The following is a 21371-nucleotide window of genomic DNA, read 5'->3' on the forward strand; positions in this document are numbered from 1 at the left end:
CATCCTTAGAAATCTGTGCGAGCGAATCGGCCGGTCACCTCGCATAGAAAGACACAGGCGTGCCAAATCCAGGTGACGGACAGCGTTTCGCAGTATTTCCGATGTGAGTGACCACCTGCGGAATGTAAAGCCTGTTCAGACAAGAAAAGCTTACCATGTCAAGTCGTTGAGGATCGTCGGCTACCGCGGCGGATCGGTGGAGGGCTGGCACTACACGTTAAATATGTCTGGAAGGTGAAGGCGCTCAATCAGGCCGTTCTGGAATGTCATAATCGTCCGGACCGTCACTCTCGCCACCGAAGCCGTGCATGCGCAGCGCCCATTGCAGACCGATGACCCCGCCCTTGATCGGCTGAATCGAGGCAAGCGCTGTTATGACGGTGATCGGCGCCCAGATGGCAAGATGGACCCAGACCGGCAGCACGAAGGTCATGTCGGTCAGCATATAGCCGCCGACCACGACGTGTCCGAGGACGAGGATGACGATATATGGCGGCAGGTCATCCGCGCGCTGGTGATGCATCGCCTCGCCGCAGGCCGCGCAATGATCGACCGGCTTCAGGAAGGCGCGAAAGAGTTTGCCGCTGCCGCAGGCCGGGCAACGGTTCATCAGCCCGCGCATGATTGAGCGCCCAAGCGGACGCTCGACCTCGGGTGTGTCCCCGTAGCGGAGGGCCGGATCGGTCGGTGTGCTCATCGCATGTTCCTCTTTCAGACCGAAAGCATCGGATTCGTTTTGTGAACCAGATCCAACACCGACGATCTCGTTGTTGCAGCGTGTTTGCCGAAAACCAGCGCCCGCTTTCGGCGCGATGCTCTAAAGCGCGTCGCGATCTTTAAGATTCGCTCCTCGCGCTTTAGGTCCTTGTTTTTACGCATGTCGTTATCGCAAAACCGCTACACACTTTTGCGCGACATGCATTAGTGGCGTCCGCGTGGCGGCCTTGTTCCAGGCTTCTTGCGGATCTGGCCCCTGTCGCGGCGACCTGCCTTGTGGAAGGAGCGGACCGCCGCCGGCATTTCGCGGCCCTCGCTGACCATTTCGAAGCGCAGCGCGCCGGCAAGCGGGATCGCTTCGGCAAGTTTCACGGTGACGCTGTCGCCCAGGCGATAGCCGAGCCCTGTTCGTTCACCCGAGAGCGCTTGATGTGCCTCGTCGTAAATGAAGTAATCGGTGCCGAGCGTAGATATAGGGACGAAACCGTCGGCACCATAGTCCGGCAGGGCGACAAAAAGTCCCGATTTTGTCACGCCCGAGACCCGCCCGGCAAATTCCTCGCCGACCCGGCCGCTGAGGTGATGGGCGATCAGCCGGTCGACCGTCTCGCGCTCGGCTGCCATGGCTCGGCGCTCGAAGGTCGAGATTTCGGCGGCGATATCGTCGAGCGCCGCCTCTTCGTCGGGCGTGATGCCGCCTTCGCCGAAGCCGAGCGAGCCGACGAGCGCGCGATGCACGATGAGATCGGCATAACGGCGGATCGGCGAGGTGAAGTGGGCATATTTCATCAGGTTGAGGCCGAAATGGCCGATATTCTCCGGACCGTAGATCGCCTGGCTCTGCGAACGCAGCACCATCTCGCTCACCATAGTCTGATGCGGCGTGCCATCCGCCTTCGCCAGGATACCGTTGAAGTTGTTGGCGCGCATGTTGCCGCCCTTGGCAAGCGAGATTCCCAGCGTGGCCAGGAACTCCCGCAGAATCTCCTGCTTGGCAAGCGTCGGGCCGTCATGAATGCGGTAGATCAGCGGCTGGCGTTTCTTTTCCAGCGTCTCGGCGGCGCAGACGTTCGCCTGGATCATCATCTCTTCGATCAGCTTATGCGCATCGAGCCGTGGCGGCACGACGACCCGGTCGACCGTGCCGTCGGACTTCAGCAGGATCTTGCGCTCCGGCATATCGAGTTCCAGCGGCTGGCGCCGGTCGCGTCCGCGCTTCATCACCTCATAGGCATGCCAGAGCGGCTTCAGGATCGGCTCGAGCATCGGGCCGGTCTGATCGTCCGGGTTTCCGTCGATCGCCGCCTGCGCCTGCTGGTAGGAGAGCTTGGCGGCGCTCTTCATCATGATGCGATGAAAGATGTGGCCGATCTTGCGGCCTTCCCCGGAAAAGCTCATGCGCACGGCGAGCGCCGGGCGGTCGACGCCTTCTTTCAGCGAGCAGAGATCGTTGGAGATGCGCTCGGGCAGCATCGGCACGACACGATCGGGGAAATAGACGGAGTTGCCGCGCTTCAGCGCCTCGCGGTCGAGCGGCGAATTGGGGCGGACGTACCAGGAGACGTCGGCAATCGCGACGGTGACGATGACGCCGCCGGGATTGTCGGGCGAGGGATCGAGTTCGGCATAGACGGCGTCGTCATGGTCCTTGGCATCGGCCGGGTCGATGGTGATCAGCGGCACGTCGCGCCAATCCTCGCGATGCGACATGCTGGCCGGTTTGGCGGCTTCCGCCTCGGCGACGACAGCCGGCGGGAAGACATGCGGGATGCCGTGCGCATGGATGGCGATCATCGAGATCGCCTTTTCCGAACCGAGGGAACCGACGACGGAAAGCACCTTGGCACGCGGCAGGCCGAAACGGCCGAGACGGGCGATTTCGACTTCGACCAGATCGCCGTCCGTGGCGCCGCCGGTGAACTCGGGATCGATCACCATCTCCTCGCCGCGCCGTTCGATCGGCAGCAGCCGGCCGCCGCCACCCGGCGCAGTGCGGAAGACGCCCATCGAGGCGCCGCGGCGCCTGTCGATCACCTTGATGATCCGAGCCGTATAGGCCGGCCCGCCGCGATCGACAGCCGGGAAGATTTTTGCCAGGATGCGGTCGCCGAGCCCGGCGACCGGCGCCTTGCCCTTACCCTGGCGGCCTGCCGGCGATTGCTGGCGGATGGCGACGGCGGGTGCCACGCCCTGATCCTCCGGCCATTCCGCCGGCCGACCGATCAGATCGCCGTCCTTGTCGCGTGTGGTGATATCGAGAACGGTGACAGGCGGCAGTGCACCGGGCCGGATCAGCGACTTGCGGTTCTTCTGCAGCATGCCTTCCTGCTCGAGCTCCTGCAGCATCTGCTTGAGCTCGACACGGCTGTCGCCTTTCAGGCCGAAAGCCCTGGCGAGTTCACGCTTGGACGCTTTCTGCGGATGATCGGCGATGAAGCGCAGGATCACCTCGCGCGACGGCAGCGTGCCATGGACGATGTTCAGCGGCTCGACGGCGGGAGCATCCTTGCCGGCGCGGCCGGTCTTGCCCGGGCGCTTGCCCGCAGGGTTCATTCTCTCGCGCGGTATCCTGCTCACGTCAGCCCTTTTTCGATTTCGCGGGCGCTTTCGCCTTCGTTGTCTTCGGCTTGGCAGCCGTCTTGGTGCTCTTGGCTTCGGCGGCCGCCGCCTTCGGCTTGGCTTTCGCCTTGGCCGCCTTGCCCGCAGGCGCCTTGCCGGCCTTTTCGGCGATCAGCGCAAGCGCCTCTTCGACGGTGATCGCCTGGGGATCCTTGCCCTTCGGCAGTGTCGCATTGACCTTGCCCCAATTGACATAGGGGCCGTACTTGCCGTCGCGAACGGTGATGGCGCCGCCATCAGGATGATCGCCGAGCGTCTTCAGCGCCGCCGGCGTGCCGCGCGCGCCCCGGCCCGGCGCCTGTTTTGCTTTTTCGGCGATGACAGTTACAGCACGGTTGAGCCCGACCGAGAACACATCCTCGATGGTTTCCAGATTGGCATAGGAGCCGTCATGCAGGAGGAACGGCCCATAACGGCCGATGCCGGACGAGATCATCTTGCCCGATTCGGGATGTTTGCCGATATCGCGCGGCAGCGAGATCAGCGCCATCGCCTTTTCATAATCGATGTCCTCGGGCTTCCAGCCCTTCGGCAGCGAAGCGCGTTTGGCTTCCTTGCCGTCGCCGCGCTGGATATAGGGGCCGAAGCGGCCGGAACGCAGCGTCAGTTCCTCGCCGGTCGTTGGATCGGTGCCGAGGTTCTTCGGCTCGTTGAGGGCAGCACCGTCCGCTTCTCCGCCGTTTTCGGAGGAGAGTTGGCGGGTGTAATTGCAGTCCGGATAGTTCGAGCAGCCGACGAAGGCGCCGTATTTGCCGAGCTTCAGCGACAGGTTGCCGGTGCCGCAGACCTGGCAGATGCGCGGATCGCTGCCGTCCTCCCGTTTCGGGAAGACGAGCGGTGCCAGCGCCTCGTTCAGAGAATCGAGCACGTTGGTGACGCGCAGTTCCTTGGTGTCCTCGATCTGGGCGAAGAAATCCTTCCAGAAATCGCGCAGCACCTGCTTCCAGTTCAGCTCGCCGGCGGAAATCCGGTCGAGCTTCTCTTCGAGATCGGCGGTGAAGTCGTATTCGACATATTTGGTGAAGAAGCTCTCGAGGAATGCCGTCACCAGCCGGCCCTTGGCCTGCGGGATCAGCTTGCGTTTGTCGATCGTTACATAGTCGCGGTCGCGCAGCGTCGCCAGCGTCGCGGCATAGGTGGAGGGGCGGCCGATGCCGAGCTCTTCCATCTTCTTGATCAGCGAAGCTTCCGAATAGCGCGGCGGCGGTTCGGTGAAATGCTGCGTCGAATTGATCTTCTGCTTGGCGAGCGCCTCGCGCGCATTGATTTCCGGCAGGCGGCCATCCTCGTCGCCGTCATCGCTCTGCTCGCCATCTTCCTTCTGGTCGGTATAGGCGGCGATGAAGCCGTCGAAGCGGATCACGGAACCGACGGCGCGAAGCCCGGCCTTCTCGCCCTTGTTGTCGGCGGTGATTTCAGCCGTCGTGCGCTCGATCTCGGCCGATGCCATCTGGCTGGCGATGCCGCGCTTCCAGATCAGCTCGTAGAGCCGGATCTGGTCGGCATCGAGGAATTTGCGCACACGGTCGGGCGAACGATAGAAATCGGTCGGACGGATCGCCTCGTGCGCCTCCTGGGCGTTCTTCGCCTTGGTCGAGTAGAGGCGCGGCTTGTCAGGCATATAGCGTTCGCCGAACTGGTCGACGATGGCGCTACGCGCCGCGTCGATCGCCTCGGGCGCCATCTGCACGCCGTCGGTTCGCATATAGGTGATGAGACCGACCGTCTCGCCGCCGATATCGACGCCCTCATAGAGCCGCTGCGCGATCTGCATGGTGCGCGAGGCGGAGTAGCCGAGATTGGAGGAGGCGGCCTGCTGCAGCGTCGAGGTCGTAAACGGCGGTCCCGGGTTGCGCTTGACCGGTTTCGCCTCGACCGTATCGACGACATAGGTCGCACCTTCGAGCAAGGCTTTGAGCCGGCCGGCATCTTCGCCGTTGCCGATCGCGCGCGGCTGCAGCCGTTTGCCGTTCGCCGAAACCAGTCGTGCCTCGAACTCGTCGCCGCGCGGCGTCTTCAGAAGCGCAGAGATGTTCCAGTATTCTTCGGAAATGAAGCGCTCGATCTCGGATTCACGGTCGCAGACGAGGCGAAGTGCCACCGACTGAACGCGGCCGGCCGAACGTGCGCCGGGCAGCTTGCGCCACAGCACCGGCGAAAGATTGAAGCCGACGAGATAGTCGAGCGCGCGGCGCGCGAGATAGGCGTCGACCAGCGGCACGTCAATGTCGCGCGGATCGGCCATTGCGTCGAGCACCGCCTTCTTGGTGATCGCATTGAAGACGACGCGCTTGACCGGTTTGCCATTCAGCACCCGCTTCTTGTTCAGCATGTCGAGAACGTGCCAGGAAATCGCTTCGCCTTCGCGATCCGGGTCGGTCGCGAGAAACAGGCCATCGGCGGACTTCACAGCGTCGGCAATGTCCTTCATCCGCTTGGCGGAGGCGCTATCGACCTCCCAAAGCATTTCGAAATCCTGATCAGGAAGAACTGAGCCGTCCTTGGCAGGCAGATCGCGCACATGGCCGAAGGAGGCGAGCACTTTGTATCCCGGACCCAGATACTTATTGATCGTCTTGGCCTTGGCAGGCGATTCCACCACTACAACATTCATGATGATTCTCTAAAAAGGAAACGACGCCAGCGTTGAAGCCAGCGCGACACACACCGCAACATGGATATCGGCCCTCCGACATGGACAGGGAAATCGCCGCGGTCAAGGGGTTTGCTACAATTTTACCTCTTGTGTCTTCTGCAGCCGAAGGGAGAGTATCGGTATAATACAACTTTAGATATGCTATAGAAGGTTTTCGACTCAGAGTTCGGCAATTCGCAAAGCCGCCGCCCGACGTCGTGCCCAGGTTCAATCGGAAAGCGAGACGAGGCCGCCCTGATGCCGGTGCAGCCTGCCGGCTATATCAAGCTCCAGAAGGGTGAGATAGACCGCGGATGCCGATAGCCCGGTATGGCGGATGACGTCGTCTATCTCGACCGGCGTCGGCCCGAGCGCATCGATGATGTGGTTTCGATCGGAATCGCCGGGTGGCACCGACATTGCCTTGCGGTCAGGTGCCGGTTCCTCCGCCATCGATGATGGAAACAGGTCGAATTGCGCAAGCGGCGCCAGGGACTCGATGACATCGGCGGGTGCGGTGACGATCGAAGCACCGTCCTTCAGCAGGCCGTTGGTGCCATGGCAGCGCGGATCGAGCGGTGAGCCGGGCACGGCAAACACCAGGCGGCCGAACTCGCCGGCAAGCCGCGCCGTGATCAGCGAGCCCGAACGCGCTGCCGCTTCAATGACGACGAGGCCGAGCCCGATGCCGGCGATCAGCCGGTTGCGGCGTGGGAAGTCGCGGGCACGGGGCTCCCAGCCGAAGGGCATCTCGCTCACCGCCAAGCCATTGCCGCCGGTTATCTCTTCGAGCAGGCCGATATTCTCCGGCGGGTAGGGCTGGTCAAGGCCGCCGGCGAGTGCTGCGATCGTGCCCGTGTCGAGGCTTGCCCGGTGGGCGGCTGTGTCGATGCCGCGTGCCAGGCCGGAGACGACGGTGTAACCCGCCCGGCCGCAGTCACGCGCCACCATCGCTGCGAATTTCGTGCCTGCGATCGAGGCGTTGCGCGAGCCGACGATGCCGACGGCCGGTCGTTTGACAGCGGCAAGCGCGCCCTTGACGGCCAGAAGCGGCGGCGCGCCGTCGATCTGCTTCAGCGCTTGCGGATAGTCTGGCTCACCGATGCCGACGAAACGGGCGCCGAAGCGATGCGCCGCCTCCAATTCCCGATGCGCCTCGGCCTCGCTGGCGATGCGGATTGCCCGCGTGGCGCCGCCGCGCGCCGAAAGCTCCGGCAGTGCGGCAAGTGCTGCCGCGGCCGAACCGAAGTGATTGATGAGGTCGCGAAAGGTGGCAGGGCCGATATTGTCGGAACGGATGAGACGCAGCCAGGCAATTCTCTGCCGTTCGGTCAGCACGACGCCTTTTGGTCCGGCGCTCAGCGCATCCATTATCCCTTTGCCCCGATCTTGCTTTCCGTCCCGCCCATCAGCCGCGAAATATTCGCCTTGTGCTTCCAGTAGGAGATGAGGGTCATGATCGCCATGACAGCAGCAACCTTTTCGTTGCCCAATATCCACAGCGCAACCGGAGTGACAAGCATGGCAACCAGCGCCGACAGTGAGGAGTAGCGGGTGGTGAAGGCGACCGCCAGCCAGACGGCGGCGAAGAGCACGACCATGATCGGCGCGACGCCGAGCAGGGTACCGATATAGGTGGCGACACCTTTGCCGCCCTTGAAGCCGATCCACACAGGGAAGAGATGGCCGATAAAGGCGAAGAAGCCGGCGATGATCGCGGCCTCCTCACCGAGGAAATAGCCGACGACCCAGGCCGCGGCCGACGCCTTCAGCGCATCGAGCAGCAGCGTCGCCGCGGCGAGCGTTCGGTTTCCAGTTCTCAGCACATTGGTCGCGCCGATATTGCCGGAGCCGATGCTGCGCACGTCACCGAGGCCGGCGGCGCGCGTGAGGATCAGGCCGAACGGGATCGAGCCGAAGAGATAACCGATAACGGCGGCGGCAAACGCGATCGGCAGGGTGATCTGCCATGACATGAGATTGGATAACATATGCCCCCTCAGCCTCTCCGTGGCCTATCCTCGAGTCAGCCTTCTCCCGCTGGGGGATGGACGGCGATCGTGTCGGTTCTAAATTGCGTGGACAAGCTTTCCCGAGACGTATGTCGCGACCGCCCGCCCACTGAAGCGCGCATCCTCGAACGGCGTATTCTTCGAGCGGGAGAGAAGCATGTCTTTGGCGACAAGCCAAGGCTCATCGAGATCGATCAGCGCGATATCGGCCGCAGCGCCCGGCTTCAGCGTGCCGGCATTCAGGCCGAAAATCTGAGCGGGGCGGGTCGACATGGCGTCGATCAGGCGCATCAGGCTCACCTGGCCGCCATGATGAAGCCTGAGCGCTGCCGCCAGCATGGTTTCGAGGCCGATCGCGCCGTCCTCCGCCTCGCCGAAGGGGAGGCGCTTCGTATCGACGTCCTGCGGGTCGTGCGAGGAGACGATGATATCGATCGCGCCGCTCGCAACGGCATCGGCCATCGCCACCCGGTCGTCTTCCGGGCGCAGCGGCGGATAGAGCTTGAAGAAGGTGCGGTATTCGCCGATGTCGTTTTCGTTGAGCGCCAGATTGTTGATCGAGATGCCGCAGGTCACCTTGGCGCCGCGGCTGCGCGCGCGCTCGATCGCCTCGACCGATTCCGGCACCGAGATCATCGCGGCGTGATAACGGCCGCGCGTCAGCTGCGCGATCCTCAGATCGCGTTCGAGCGGGATGAGCTCGGCTTCCCTCGGAATGCCGGAAAGCCCGAGCCAGCTGGCAAAAAGCCCCTCATGCATGACGCCTTTGGCGCCGAGATATTTGTCGCGCGTTTCGCAGCACACAACGGCGCCGAATTCGCGCGCATAGGTCATGATCCGGCGCAGCACCTGTGTGTCATGGACGCTTGAATGGGCATCGGTGAAGGCAACGGCGCCCGCCTGCATTAACAGGCCGATCTCGGTCATCTCCTCGCCGGCAAGGCCCTTGGTGATCGCGGCTGCCGGATAGACGTTGACGGCGGCCGTATCCCGCGCCGTCTTCTTGACGAATTCGACGAGCGCGATGTCGTCAATGATGGGATCTGTGTCCGGCATCATGATGATCGAGGTGACGCCACCGGCTGCCGCCGCCCGGCTCACCGAGGCGATCGTCTCGCGGTGTTCGCCGCCGGGTTCGCCGACATGGACGCGCGCATCGACGAGGCCGGGTGTCGCGACAAGGCCCGTGCAGTCGCGGATGACAGCTCCATCAGGCGCGCCCTGGTTCTGCGCCGTGCCGCCGGCGGCGAGAATCACGCCGTTTTCGGCAATGATCGTCCCGACCTCGTCGAGATTGCGCGACGGATCGATGATGCGGACGTTCTTGAGGACGATCGGGTTGCTCATGCCATCATTCCATCGCTGCGAGGGCCCTGGTTCTGCGAGACGAGCAGCGTCTCCATGACGGCCATGCGCACCGCGACCCCCATTTCCACCTGTTCGGCGATGACGCTCTGCGGCCCGTCCGCCACTTCCGAAGCGATCTCGACGCCGCGATTCATCGGGCCGGGATGCATGACCAGCGCATCCTCCTTCGCCGCCTTCAGCGTTTCGGCGTCGAGCCCGTAGAAGTGAAAGTATTCGCGCACCGAAGGCACGAAGGCGCCGGACATGCGCTCGCGCTGCAGCCGCAGCATCATCACCACGTCGGCGTCCTTCAGCCCTTCCTGCATCGAATGGAAGACCTCGACGCCCATCTCGGCGATGCCGGCCGGCAGGAGGGTCGCAGGCGCGACGACACGGACGCGGGCGCCCATCGCATTGAGCAGCAGGATATTGGAGCGCGCCACCCGCGAATGCAGCACGTCGCCGCAGATCGCCACGATGATACGCGAAAGCTTGCCCTTGGCGCGGCGGATCGTCAGCGCGTCGAGCAGTGCCTGGGTCGGATGTTCGTGCTGCCCGTCGCCGGCATTGACGACCGAGCAGGAGACCTTCTGGGCGAGAAGGGCGGCGGCACCGGCGCTCGAATGGCGGATCACCAGCACGTCGGGGCGCATCGCATTCAGCGTCATCGCCGTGTCGATCAGCGTTTCGCCTTTCTTCACCGAGGAATTGCCAACCGACATGTTCATGACGTCGGCGCCGAGCCGCTTGCCGGCAAGCTCGAAGGAAGCCTGCGTGCGGGTCGACGCCTCGAAGAAGAGGTTGATCTGCGTCAGCCCGCGCAGCGTCGACGTCTTCTTCTCTCTCTGGCGGCTGATCTTGACGGCCTCGTCCGCCTTGTCGAGAAGATAGGTGATATCTTGCTCGGTGAGGCCCTTGATGCCGATGAGGTGGCGGTGGGGGAAAAAGACCATGACCCTGCCTCTTGCTGTCTCTGGCGGGTCTATAAAGAGTGCTGCCCGCCGGGGCAAGCATGTGCTGTGGGCAAAGGCTTATGTCCCCATGCATTTTCGCCCGAATTCCGATAGAGCAGAATGAACCGAATCATAACTTCCGGTTTCCCTTTGCCGGGTTCTTACACTAGAAGCGAATTATGACCTCCGCCAACCGGACTGACGACAAACTCGCAGAACTCAACCAGCCGAGCCTGTGGTCCGGCATCAATGCCTATCGATCCGATCCGTTGATCGTCGATCTGACGGCGGCCCTGCCGCGCGGCATCCGCGAAGACCTGGAAAACATGGGCCGCTACGTCACCTCGCCAGAGGCGCAGGAGATGGCGCGCATGGCAAACCAGGGCACGCCGCAGCTGCGCACTCATGGTCCACGCGGTGAGCGCCTCGACGTCGTCGAATTCCATCCTGCCTGGCATGCGCTGATGCGGCGCTCCATGTCGGTCGGCCTGCATTCCTCCGTGTGGGATCCCCAGGCCGATACCGAGGCCAAGGACGAGGCCCACAAGGTTCGCGCCGCGCGGTTTTATCTGACGTCGCAGCTGGAATCCGGCCATCTCTGCCCACTGACGATGACGAGCGCTTCCGTTGCGGCGCTCTCGGCTTCGCCCGCGGTCCAGAAGGACTGGGCGCCCAAAATTCTCTCGCGCAAATATGATTCGTCGAACAAGCCCGCCATGCAAAAATCCGCCGTGACCATCGGCATGGGCATGACGGAAAAGCAGGGCGGCACGGATGTGCGCGCCAACAGGAGCGCTGCCGAAAAAGTCAGCGAGGGCATCTACCGGTTGTCTGGGCACAAGTGGTTCATGTCCGCGCCGATGAGCGATGCCTTCATCATGCTGGCGCAGACGAAGGAGGGTATGGGCTGCTTTCTCGTGCCTCGCCTTCTGGAGGATGGTTCCGCCAACGGGCTGCAGTTCCAGCGGCTGAAGGACAAGGTCGGCAATCGCTCCAACGCCTCTTCCGAGGTCGAGTTTACAGACACGTTCGGTTTCTTGCTCGGTGGTCCGGATGCCGGCATCCGCACCATCCTCGACATGGTGACACTGACCCGGCTCGACTGCGCGCTGGCCTCGTCAGGCATGATGCGCGCCTCGCTCGCCGAAGCCGTGCACCATACACGCGGCCGCAGCGTCTTCGGCAAGATGCTCGTCAACCAGCCGATCATGACGCGCGTGCTCGCCGACATGGCGCTCGATGTCGCCGCCGCGACGGCACTCTCTTTCCGTCTAGCCGACGCCTTCGACAAGGCGCGCGGCAACGCCGAGGACGCGGCCTATGCCCGTGTCATGACGCCGGTCGCCAAATACTGGTGCTGCAAGATCGCGCCCGCGCTGATCTACGAGGCGATGGAATGCATCGGCGGCAATGGCTACATCGAAGAGCGCCCGATCGCCCGCCATTACCGCGAGGCTCCGGTCAATGCCATCTGGGAAGGCTCCGGCAACGTCATGGCGCTCGACGTGCTGCGCGTGCTCAACCGCGGCAAGGATCTGTTCGAAACGGTCTTCGCCGGCCTTGCCCGCGATCTCGGCCCTGCCGGCAAGAAGACGATCGACGTGCTGCGCGCCGCAATCGCGCTTTGCGAACAGGATGAGGGCGCCGCGCGCCTGCTCGTCGAGCAGTTGGCGCTCGCCGCCGGTGCAGCCGAACTGTACCGGCTGGGGGCAGGGCGCATTGCCGATGCCTTCATCGAGACGCGTCTTGCCGGCGGCTGGCGCTCAACATACGGCATGCTCGATTCCCGCTTCGACGCCAGCTACATCGTCGACCTGCTTTATCCGCCTGCTGCCTGATCGTCAGCGGGGCAGGCGATCCCGAGCACCGAGACGCTGAACTGTCGACGACGATCACTTTGTATCTTCAGACCGGTCGTGACGCCTCTCGTTGAAGTCGCCTTCCCAGCCTATCCGCGCGCGATCGCATTTTTCCGCCGGTATTTCTCGACAAGATTTCGCAATGCCTGCTCGAACAGTGTCTCTTTTCGTCGCCAATCCCGCGGCGGTCATTGCCGCGTCGAGCAAGACGTCATCGATATCGATATTCGTCCGCATGATCGCGCCCAATTTGTGATCATCATAAGAGATACACATTCACCTCACGACGGTTCAAGTTCGGCGACGATCTCCATCGGCATAAACAAAAATCCGGCCGCGTCGCCACGGCCGGATTTCAGTGTTTACGTCCGAAAATCAGCGTTCAGAAGAAGCCACGGCGCTGCCACCAGCCGGCCTTCTTCGGCTTGCCGTCATCGCCTTCGCCATTCTCGACGCGGGTGGATTTCACCGTCGGCTCGGAGGAGGAGATGTTGGATTCACGGTTAGCGCGAACCGGCTTTCCCTCTTCCTGGACAGACGGTGCGAGATCAGCGGAGGCTTCCACCAATTCCGGTTCGGCCTCGACCGCAGGTACCGTCTCTGCAATCGGTTCCTCGACCGGCGATGCGGCCGGTTTGCGGCGGCCGCGACTGCGGGCGGGCTTCACCTCTTCGGCTATGACAGGTGCGCTCTCGACGGCCGCCATCGCAGCCTGGCCTTCATCGGCCTGTTCAGCAATCGCCTCGACCGCCACGGCTTCGCTCGGAGCGCCGTCGTTCGAAACGTCGTCGCCTTCGTCCTCGTCGCCGCCATTGTCTTCACCGGCTTCGCCGGCTGTCAGTTCGGAGCCATCCTCGGCGCGATTGCGACGGCCGCCACGCTTGCCGCGACGGCGCCGCTTGCGGCGCTGCGATTCCTCGCTTTCAGCGCGTGTCTCAGGCGTAGCTTCGGTGTTTTCATCACCTTCGCTGCCCTCGTCGTCACCGTCCTCATCCTCGTCGCCGGCTTCGCCTGCTGCCGATGCCGGCTGCTCGGCAGTGCCGTTGCGGCCACGGCGGCGCCTGCGGCGCTTGCGTTTGCGGTTGCCGTCACTTTCGCCTTCCGAGCGTGCTGCGACCGGCCGTTCGGCAACGGCCGGCTTTTCCTCGAGTTCCTCGTCTTCCTCCTCATCCACTTCGATGACGATGTCGTCGTCCTCGTCCTCGGGAATGGCTGCGAAGTTGAAGAGCGTTTCGATCTTGACCGGGTTTTCCACCGGATCGCCGCGATCGATCGCGAAATGCTGTGCGCCGACCGAACCGTCTGCATCGATGACGATAGCGACGCCGAAACGGCTTTCGTAATCGATGATCGTCTGGCGCTTGTGGTTGAGCAGGTAGAGCGCGATATCAGGCGTAGTGCGCACGGTGATGTTGTGGGTGGTGTTCTTGAGCAGATATTCCTCGATACCGCGCAGGACATGCAGCGCGACGGAGGACTGCGAGCGCACATGGCCGGTGCCGCCGCAATGCGAGCAGACCTGCGTGGTCGATTCGAGAACCGACGCGCGGATACGCTGTCGCGACATTTCGAGCAGGCCGAAATGCGAGATCCGGCCGACCTGGATTCGGGCGCGGTCGTTCTTCAGGCATTCCTTCAGCTTCTTCTCGACGGCGCGGTTATTGCGCTTCTCTTCCATGTCGATGAAGTCGATGACGATCAGGCCGGCAAGGTCGCGAAGGCGAAGCTGGCGGGCGACTTCGTCTGCAGCCTCGAGATTCGTCTGCAGCGCGGTGTCTTCAATCGAATGTTCGCGGGTCGAGCGGCCGGAGTTGACGTCGATCGAGACCAGCGCTTCGGTCTGGTTCATGATCAGGTAGCCGCCGGACTTCAGCGTTACCTGCGGCTGCAACATGCGGTCGAGCTGAGCCTCGATGCCGGAACGCGAAAAGATCGGATGGATGTCGCGGTAGGGCTGAACCACCTTGGCATGGCTCGGCATCAGCATCTTCATGAAGTCTTTCGCTTCACGATAGCCTTCTTCTCCGGAAACGATGACTTCGCCGATATCCTTGTTGTAGAGGTCGCGGATCGAGCGCTTGATCAGTGAGCCTTCCTCATAGACGAGGCAGGGTGCCGTGGATGCCAGCGTCAGCGTGCGCACGTTCTCCCACAGGCGCATCAGATATTCGAAGTCACGCTTGACCTCGACCTTGGTGCGATTGGCACCGGCGGTGCGAAGGATGACGCCCATGCCCTGCGGCACCTCGAGCAGGCGCGCGATATCCTTCAGGCGCTTGCGGTCGGCAGGATTGGTGATCTTGCGGGAAATGCCGCCGCCGCGCGCCGTGTTCGGCATCAGGACGGAATAGCGGCCGGCGAGCGAGAGATAGGTGGTAAGGGCTGCACCCTTGTTGCCGCGCTCTTCCTTGGCGACCTGCACGAGCAGGATCTGGCGGCGCTTGATGACTTCCTGGATGCGGTACTGCTTGCGCGGCTTGCGCTGCACGCGGTCCGGCACTTCTTCCATCGCGTCTTCGGCGCCGACGGATTCGATGATTTCCTCTTCGCCGTGATCGTCATCATCGTCGTCATCATCGTGGCGACGCTTGCTGGTATCGACGTCTTCGGAGATCGAGTCGGTTTCCACCATCGCGGCCATCGCGCCGCCGGTCGAGCCGTCATCCTCATTGTCGACGGTTGAAGCGCCTTCGGCTTCAACGTCTGTGGGAACGGCGTCCTCGGTCGCGGTCGTTTCGGCGGCCGGTTCTACGACCTTCTTGCGGCTGCGGCGCGGCCTTGCCTTCTTGGCCGGCGCTTCCTCGGCCGCCGCGGGCGACGCCGCGGTCTCTACCGCTGCCGTCTCTTCCGTTACGGCAGCCGTTTCCGGCGCCTCTGCCGGAATGATGCCGACATCCGGCTGATCCTGCTTGGAAAGATCGACCATCGGCGCGGTTTCGACATGCTCGACGTCTTCGTCGCGGCGATGCTCTTCGGCTTCAGCCCGAAGCAGCGCCTGACGGTCGGCAAGCGGTATCTGATAATAGTCGGGATGGATTTCGGCGAAGGCCAGGAAGCCGTGCCGGTTGCCGCCGTAATCGACAAAGGCGGCTTGCAGCGAGGGCTCGACCCTCGTTACCTTTGCAAGATAGATATTGCCGCGGATCTGCTTCTTGTGCTGGGACTCGAAGTCAAATTCTTCTATGCGGTTCCCGCGAACGACAACGACGCGCGTCTCTTCCTCGTGAGACGCATCGATAAGCATTTTGTCTGCCATGTAAGCTGTGCTCCTCGGCGTGGCCGCGAGAGCGCATTCCCGACTGCTGTTGAGACAGAAAGAATGCGGTCCGCCGTGGCCGCGCCGGATAATGAAAGTCGCGCCTGATGCGAGGGGGAGGGCAGCAGCCAGACCGCAGCCGGAACCATTTCGGTCCGGGGCCTGTACACTTCAGATAAAACCTGCTGCGAAACCATCAACAACCAAGCGTGATCGACAAATACGAAGACCCGTTCGGGTCCGATGAGTTTGCTCCCTGAGAGCGTGGTGGCTGATCCACCAATGAATTCCGGCAATAAGCCGGAAAATCAGGATCCAGTTCTAGGATTAAGCACATGAGACGGCGGACGATGACCGGTGTGGCGCCAGGTCCTGATCTGGCTGGCAGCCTTTGCGGCGACTCTATCCCGTCAACACTTTACCCTGAAATTCGTTGTATGTTTTCCGTGTCACAATAGCAAGGGAAAAGCCAAATGTGCCATAATATTGATGGATTTCGCAACGCATAGAAGCTGGGGATAAAGTGATCGCGATTCGGCAGGCTGCAGCGGGTGTTTCGTCACAGCGACGTTCACTGCTGCTGCGTCGGGTCCATCGCAATACAAATAGGGTGTGGCGGTTTATTGTTTAAGAGGGTTCGGATCGCGGCGAAATCCGCAGCGCGGCGATCGACAATCGCAAGGCGGGTTCTGGCGGCGCTTTTGGCCGCCAGTCTCCTACCGGTCGCTGCGAGCTCCGTCGAGGCCAGGGATCCGCTGCTTGCCTATGGGGCGCGAATCGTCGGCGACGATGCAAGGACCCGCATCGTCATCGATTTCGATCGCGAGCCGCGTTTTTCGGTCCACTATATCGCCAATCCGGAACGCATCGTCGTCGACCTGCCGGCGACCGCCTTCGGTTTTCCGGCGAAGGATCTTGCCGCCCGCGGTCTGTTCAAGGATATCCGCTACGGCAAGATGGACGAAGAGAGCGCCCGCATCGTGCTGACGACGGCAGGGCCGGTGAAGCTGGCGCTTGCCAAGGTGCAGGCCGATGAGACGGGCAACGGCCATCGCCTCGTGCTCGACGCGGAGATGATCGACAAGAAGGCCTTTGCCCAACTGGTAAAGACGCAATCCTGGAGCGATCGGACTGAGGCGGCGCAGACGACGAGCGCCATTCCGGCACCGGAAAGAGCCGCCCCCGGCGATTTTGTCATCGCCGTCGACGCCGGTCATGGCGGCATCGATACCGGTGCGATCGGCGTCGATACCAAGACCGAGGAAAAGCAGGTGACGCTTGCTTTCGCCAGGGCTTTGACCGACCGGCTGAACAAGGAACCGGGCATCAAGGCTTTCCTGACGCGTGAGGATGACGAGTTCCTGTCGCTTTCGCAGCGTGTGCTGATAGCCCGCCAGAACCATGCCGGCCTCTTCATTTCGTTGCATGCCGACACGCTGAAGCAGAAGGATATCCGCGGCGCCACCGTCTACACGATCTCCGACAAGGCGTCCGACAAGCTCGCCGCCGATCTTGCCGACCGTGAAAACCTCTCCGATCAGATCGCCGGCAAGGAGACGGTTGCCGAGCCGCCCGAGGTCGCCGACATCCTGCTCGATCTGACACGGCGCGAGACACAAGCTTTCTCGATCTCACTGGCCGAGAGTGTGCTGAATTCCTTTAAGGATCAGGTCGGCACGATCAACAATCCGCACCGTCATGCCGGCTTTCGCGTGCTGCAGGCCCCCGACGTGCCCTCGATCCTTCTCGAGATCGGGTTCCTCTCGAATGCCGAAGACGAGAAACTGCTGCTCGACGAGGCCTGGCGCGGCAAGATCGCCGGTCTCCTGACCGATGCAGTGAAACGATACCGTGCCGCCGTCATGGCGAACGGCGGCTGATGCATGCTGCCCGAAATCCGTAGCGGTTGCAGCTCGACGACATGCATAAAGACAAACGCTTGAAGTCGGTCGCTTGAATCAAGGTCTGACCAAGATGCCTCAGATTCGCTGCGGCGGCGGGCGTTGCTTTGAAGTGACAGTTCTAATGAAACGCGGCAGCAGCGGTGAATGCGGCGCAGACAGCCCTATTTTGCTCACATTCGCGCCGTTACTCCGGCTTATGTTTTGCAGTCTGAGGCGCGGAATCGGCTTGTGGCGGTAACGCTCATAGAGTAAGTCGCGCAACGTGCAAATTGCCTTGATCTGTGCAATCGTTGCGTCTGCGCCGATTGAAGATCGAAGAGACCGGTAGCTGAAATATGGTTAGACTTTTTGGATATTTCTTCGGAATGGCCTGCGTCCTGTTTTTGGTCGCAGCGGCGGGTATTGCCATCTATCTTGCCAATGTCGCGAAGGATCTCCCGGACTATGCCGTTCTGAACAGCTACGCACCGCCGGTGACGACCCGCGTCCACGCCGGAAACGGCGCTTTGATGGCCGAATACGCCAAGGAAAAGCGTCTCTTCCTGCCGATCCAGGCCATTCCCGACCGCGTGAAGGCCGCTTTTCTGTCGGCCGAAGACAAGAATTTCTACAATCATCCGGGCGTTGATCTCACCGGCCTCGGCCGTGCAATCCTCGTCAACCTGCAGAATTTCGGTTCCGGCCGCCGCCCGGTCGGTGCTTCCACAATCACCCAGCAGGTGGCCAAAAACTTCCTTTTGAGTTCTGACCAGACGATCGACCGCAAGATCAAGGAAGCAATCCTCTCCTTTCGCATCGAGCAGGCCTACAGCAAGGACAAGATCCTCGAACTCTACCTGAACGAGATTTTCTTCGGTCTGAATTCCTACGGCATCGCCGGCGCGGCACTCACCTATTTCAACAAATCTGTCACCGAACTGACCGTCGCCGAAGCCGCCTATCTGGCATCGCTGCCGAAGGGGCCTGCCAATTATCATCCTTTCCGCCATCCGGAAGCTGCGCTCGATCGTCGCAACTGGGTGATCGACCGGATGGTCGAGAACGGCTATGTCAGCCAGCCTGACGGCGAGGAAGCTAAGAAACAGCCGCTCGGCGTCACCGCCCGCACCACCGGCCCCTCGCTCTTTGCTTCGGATTATTTCGCCGAAGCCGTGCGCCGCCAGTTGATCGACCAGTACGGGGAAAAAGTCCTCTATGAGGGCGGCCTTTCGGTACGCACGTCGCTCGATCCGCAGATGCAGCTCGTTGCCCGCAAGGCGCTGCAGGACGGCCTGGTCACCTATGACGAGCGCCGCGGTTTCCACGGCCCGATCAAGCAGATCGATGCAAGCGGCGATTGGGGCAAGGCGCTTGCCGATATTCCGGCATTGTCCGATGTGCCGGAATGGCGGCTCGCCGTCGTGCTCGCCGTCTCCGATTCGACCGTCGACATCGGCCTGCAACCGGCCAAAGATGGAAGCGGCAAGGTTGCTGCCGACCGTCAGCGCGGCACGATCGACGCCAAGAACATGCAATGGGCCTTCCGTTCGGCAGATAGCGCCCGCAAGTCCACGAAATCGCCGGTCGGCGCCGTAGATCCCGGTGACGTCGTCTATGTCGAGAAGCTCGGCGACGACGCGTCGACCTCCTATCGTCTGCGTCAACCGCCGAAGGTGCAGGGTGGTCTCGTCGCCATGGACCCGAAGACCGGCCGCGTGCTCGCCATGGTCGGAGGCTTCTCCTACGGCCAGTCCGAATTCAACCGCGCCACTCAGGCGATGCGCCAGCCGGGCTCCTCCTTCAAGCCGTTCGTCTATGCGGCCGCGATGGACAATGGGTATACGCCGGCCTCGGTCATCATGGACGCTCCGATCGAGATCGTCTCGGGCGGCCAGGTCTGGAGACCGGAGAACTACGGCGGCGAAGTCAGCGGCCCGTCGACGCTGCGCTCGGGCATCGAGCATTCGCGCAACCTGATGACGGTGCGCCTCGCCAACGATCTCGGCATGAACATCGTCGCCGAATATGCCGAGCGCTTCGGCATTTACGATCACATGCTGCCGGTTCTCTCCATGTCGCTCGGCGCCGGCGACACGACCGTGCTGCGGATGGTCTCGGCCTATTCGGTTATTGCCAATGGCGGCAAGCAGATCAAGCCGACGTTGATCGACCGCATCCAGGACCGCTACGGCAAGACCATCTTCAGGCATGAGGAGCGTCTGTGCGAAGGCTGCAATGCCGGCGACTGGCAGAACCAGGAAGAGCCGAATATCGTCGACAACCGCGAAACCGTGCTCGACCCGATGACCGCCTACCAGATCACCTCGATGATGCAGGGCGTCATCCAGCGCGGCACGGCTGCCGGCAAGGTCGATCTCGGCGGCCGCGACGTCGCCGGAAAGACCGGCACGACCAATGACGAGAAGGATGCCTGGTTCGTCGGCTTCACGCCGGATCTGGTCGCCGGCCTCTATATGGGCTTCGATACGCCGGCCCCGCTCGGCCGCGGCGGCACCGGCGGCGTACTCTCGGCGCCGATCTTCAACGAATTCATGCAGACCGCCGTCAAGGACATGCCGGAATCGAAGTTCGTCATTCCATCAGGCATGAATCTGATCTCGATCGACCGTAAGACCGGCATGGCGGCCGTCGACGGCGATCCGAACACCATCATCGAGGCTTTCAAGCCCGGCACCGGCCCGGCCGATAGCTTCTCCGTCATCGGCATGGACAGCACCATGGCGCCGGAAGAGATCCTGAAGACCTCGCCGCAGGCGAACCAGGCCGTCCAGACCGGCACGCCCGGCCTCTTCTGATCGAGGCCCGAATTTTTGAACGCCCGCCGCGGCCCTTTACATCCGCGGCGGGCGTCTCTATGTCACCAGCACTTGAGAAGACCGAGATAGAGAAGCAGGATAATGCGAGCGGAAATCGAAAACGTGGTCGATGAAACCAAGCAGGCTATCACCCTGCTGAGGAGGCATCTTTGACTGGGATCAGGCGATAAGACGGCTGGATTGGTTGAACAACAAGGCAGAGGATCCGAACCTCTGGAACGACGCTTCCGAAGCGCAGAAGCTGATGCGCGAGCGCCAGCAGCTGGATGACGGCATCAGCGGCGTGAAGCTGCTCGAGCAGCAGCTGAACGACAACATCGAGCTGATCGAGCTTGGCGAGGAAGAGGGCGACGAGAGCGTCGTCAAGGAAGCCGAGGATACGTTGAAGGCCTTGAAGGCCGAGGCCGCGCGCCGCCAGGTGGAAGCCATGCTCTCCGGCGAAGCCGATGGCAACGACACCTATCTCGAAGTCCATTCCGGCGCCGGTGGCACCGAAAGCCAGGACTGGGCGAACATGCTTCTGCGCATGTACACCCGCTGGGCCGAACGCCAGCGTTTCAAGGTAGAGCTTCTCGAAGTCCATGACGGCGAAGAGGCGGGCATCAAGTCTGCGACCCTGCTCGTCAAGGGCCACAATGCCTATGGTTGGTTGAAGACGGAATCGGGCGTGCACCGACTGGTGCGCATCTCGCCTTACGACAGCAATGCGCGTCGTCATACGTCCTTTTCGTCGATCTGGGTCTACCCTGTTGTCGACGACTCGATCCAGATCGAGATCAACGAAGGCGACTGCCGCATCGACACCTACCGTTCCTCAGGCGCCGGTGGCCAGCACGTCAACACCACCGACTCGGCCGTGCGCATCACGCATATTCCGACGGGCATCGTCGTGCAGTGCCAGCAGGAGCGCTCGCAGCACAAGAACCGCGCCAAGGCTTGGGACATGCTGCGCGCCCGCATGTACGAAGCGGAACTGAAGAAGCGTGAGGATGCCGCCAGCGCCGAAGCCGCTTCCAAGACCGAGATCGGCTGGGGCCACCAGATCCGCTCCTATGTGTTGCAGCCCTATCAGATGGTCAAAGACTTGCGCACCGGCGTTGCCAGCAGCGCGCCGGATGATGTGCTCGACGGCGACCTGAACGAGTTCATGGAAGCAGCACTCGCTCACCGCATCAGCGGCGCCGCCGACGCGGTTGTCGAGGATGTCGACTGATCGGATTGACGATGGATTGAGACAACAAAAGCTCCGGAGA

Annotated in this window: 13 protein-coding genes; 4 read left to right on the top strand and 9 right to left on the bottom strand. The window is 62.3% G+C overall.

What is annotated here, in order from left to right; all coding sequences use genetic code 11:
* Nucleotides 1-244: 244 nt before the first annotated feature.
* The 7 genes from HFO99_RS16555 to HFO99_RS16585 form a co-directional block, all read right to left on the bottom strand.
* The gene (locus HFO99_RS16555; RefSeq protein ID WP_222362306.1) at nt 245-697 is read right to left on the bottom strand and encodes a DUF983 domain-containing protein; all 453 of its coding nucleotides are present in this window, start codon (nt 695-697) and stop codon (nt 245-247) included.
* Nucleotides 698-921: 224 nt separating this feature from the next.
* A complete protein-coding gene (rnr, locus tag HFO99_RS16560; protein WP_222362307.1) occupies nt 922-3294 on the bottom strand; it encodes a ribonuclease R in 2373 nt (790 codons plus the stop codon).
* A gap of 1 nt (nt 3295) precedes the next feature.
* A complete protein-coding gene (gene topA, locus HFO99_RS16565) occupies nt 3296-5950 on the bottom strand; it encodes a type I DNA topoisomerase (RefSeq protein ID WP_222362309.1) in 2655 nt (884 codons plus the stop codon).
* Nucleotides 5951-6199: 249 nt separating this feature from the next.
* Nucleotides 6200-7342, bottom strand: coding sequence for a DNA-processing protein DprA (gene dprA / locus HFO99_RS16570; RefSeq protein ID WP_222362311.1), 1143 nt, complete (start codon nt 7340-7342; stop codon nt 6200-6202).
* Nucleotides 7342-7962, bottom strand: a complete 621-nt coding sequence (plsY, locus tag HFO99_RS16575) for a glycerol-3-phosphate 1-O-acyltransferase PlsY (protein ID WP_222362313.1) — start codon at nt 7960-7962, stop codon at nt 7342-7344. The genes dprA and plsY overlap by 1 nt, the downstream gene beginning before the upstream one ends.
* 78 nt (nt 7963-8040) lie before the next feature.
* On the bottom strand, nt 8041-9330 hold the full coding sequence (locus HFO99_RS16580; protein ID WP_222362315.1) for a dihydroorotase: 1290 nt from the start codon (nt 9328-9330) through the stop codon (nt 8041-8043).
* Nucleotides 9327-10283: an aspartate carbamoyltransferase catalytic subunit gene (locus tag HFO99_RS16585; RefSeq protein WP_029872821.1), complete on the bottom strand. Its 957-nt coding sequence runs from the start codon at nt 10281-10283 to the stop codon at nt 9327-9329. Before HFO99_RS16585 ends, HFO99_RS16580 begins: the two co-directional genes overlap by 4 nt.
* 179 nt (nt 10284-10462) lie before the next feature.
* Between HFO99_RS16585 and HFO99_RS16590 the strand changes: the two genes are divergently transcribed.
* Nucleotides 10463-12121, top strand: coding sequence for an acyl-CoA dehydrogenase family protein (locus tag HFO99_RS16590; protein ID WP_017993634.1), 1659 nt, complete (start codon nt 10463-10465; stop codon nt 12119-12121).
* A gap of 54 nt (nt 12122-12175) precedes the next feature.
* Here HFO99_RS16590 and HFO99_RS16595 read toward each other — a convergent pair whose 3' ends face one another.
* Together HFO99_RS16595 and HFO99_RS16600 are read right to left on the bottom strand one after the other, a co-directional pair.
* Entirely contained in the window at nt 12176-12418 is a 243-nt protein-coding gene (locus HFO99_RS16595) for a type II toxin-antitoxin system VapB family antitoxin (RefSeq protein WP_315860483.1), read from the bottom strand.
* A 106-nt stretch (nt 12419-12524) separates the two neighbouring features.
* Nucleotides 12525-15398 (bottom strand): Rne/Rng family ribonuclease, encoded by a 2874-nt coding sequence (locus tag HFO99_RS16600; RefSeq protein WP_222362317.1) that lies wholly within the window; start codon nt 15396-15398, stop codon nt 12525-12527.
* Nucleotides 15399-16021: 623 nt separating this feature from the next.
* Between HFO99_RS16600 and HFO99_RS16605 the strand changes: the two genes are divergently transcribed.
* The 3 genes from HFO99_RS16605 (at nt 16022) to prfB (ending at nt 21331) form a co-directional block, all read left to right on the top strand.
* Complete coding sequence (locus HFO99_RS16605; RefSeq protein ID WP_222362319.1) at nt 16022-17278, top strand: N-acetylmuramoyl-L-alanine amidase; 1257 nt, start codon at nt 16022-16024, stop codon at nt 17276-17278.
* Between the two features lie 359 nt (nt 17279-17637).
* Entirely contained in the window at nt 17638-20097 is a 2460-nt protein-coding gene (locus HFO99_RS16610; RefSeq protein WP_222333053.1) for a penicillin-binding protein 1A, read from the top strand.
* Between the two features lie 102 nt (nt 20098-20199).
* Nucleotides 20200-21331, top strand: a protein-coding gene (gene prfB, locus HFO99_RS16615) for a peptide chain release factor 2 (RefSeq protein WP_222333054.1) whose coding sequence is annotated in 2 segments (ribosomal slippage) — nt 20200-20268 and nt 20270-21331 — 1131 coding nt in all. Because the reading frame shifts where the segments join, the coding sequence is not laid out codon by codon here.
* Nucleotides 21332-21371 lie beyond the last annotated feature (40 nt).

This window comes from Rhizobium leguminosarum (assembly GCF_019798305.1).
Lineage (GTDB): Bacteria > Pseudomonadota > Alphaproteobacteria > Rhizobiales > Rhizobiaceae > Rhizobium > Rhizobium leguminosarum_U.

What these genes read in the sequence shown, in the direction of transcription:
- topA (WP_222362309.1), bottom strand. Translation starts at nt 5,950, where the DNA reads ATGAATGTTGTAGTGGTGGAATCGCCTGCCAAGGCCAAGACGATCAAT.
- HFO99_RS16555 (WP_222362306.1), bottom strand. Translation starts at nt 697, where the DNA reads ATGAGCACACCGACCGATCCGGCCCTCCGCTACGGGGACACACCCGAG.
- plsY (WP_222362313.1), bottom strand. Translation starts at nt 7,962, where the DNA reads ATGTTATCCAATCTCATGTCATGGCAGATCACCCTGCCGATCGCGTTT.
- HFO99_RS16595 (WP_315860483.1), bottom strand. Translation starts at nt 12,418, where the DNA reads ATGTGTATCTCTTATGATGATCACAAATTGGGCGCGATCATGCGGACG.
- HFO99_RS16590 (WP_017993634.1), top strand. Translation starts at nt 10,463, where the DNA reads ATGACCTCCGCCAACCGGACTGACGACAAACTCGCAGAACTCAACCAG.
- HFO99_RS16600 (WP_222362317.1), bottom strand. Translation starts at nt 15,398, where the DNA reads ATGGCAGACAAAATGCTTATCGATGCGTCTCACGAGGAAGAGACGCGC.
- HFO99_RS16585 (WP_029872821.1), bottom strand. Translation starts at nt 10,283, where the DNA reads ATGGTCTTTTTCCCCCACCGCCACCTCATCGGCATCAAGGGCCTCACC.
- dprA (WP_222362311.1), bottom strand. Translation starts at nt 7,342, where the DNA reads ATGGATGCGCTGAGCGCCGGACCAAAAGGCGTCGTGCTGACCGAACGG.
- HFO99_RS16610 (WP_222333053.1), top strand. Translation starts at nt 17,638, where the DNA reads ATGGTTAGACTTTTTGGATATTTCTTCGGAATGGCCTGCGTCCTGTTT.
- HFO99_RS16580 (WP_222362315.1), bottom strand. Translation starts at nt 9,330, where the DNA reads ATGAGCAACCCGATCGTCCTCAAGAACGTCCGCATCATCGATCCGTCG.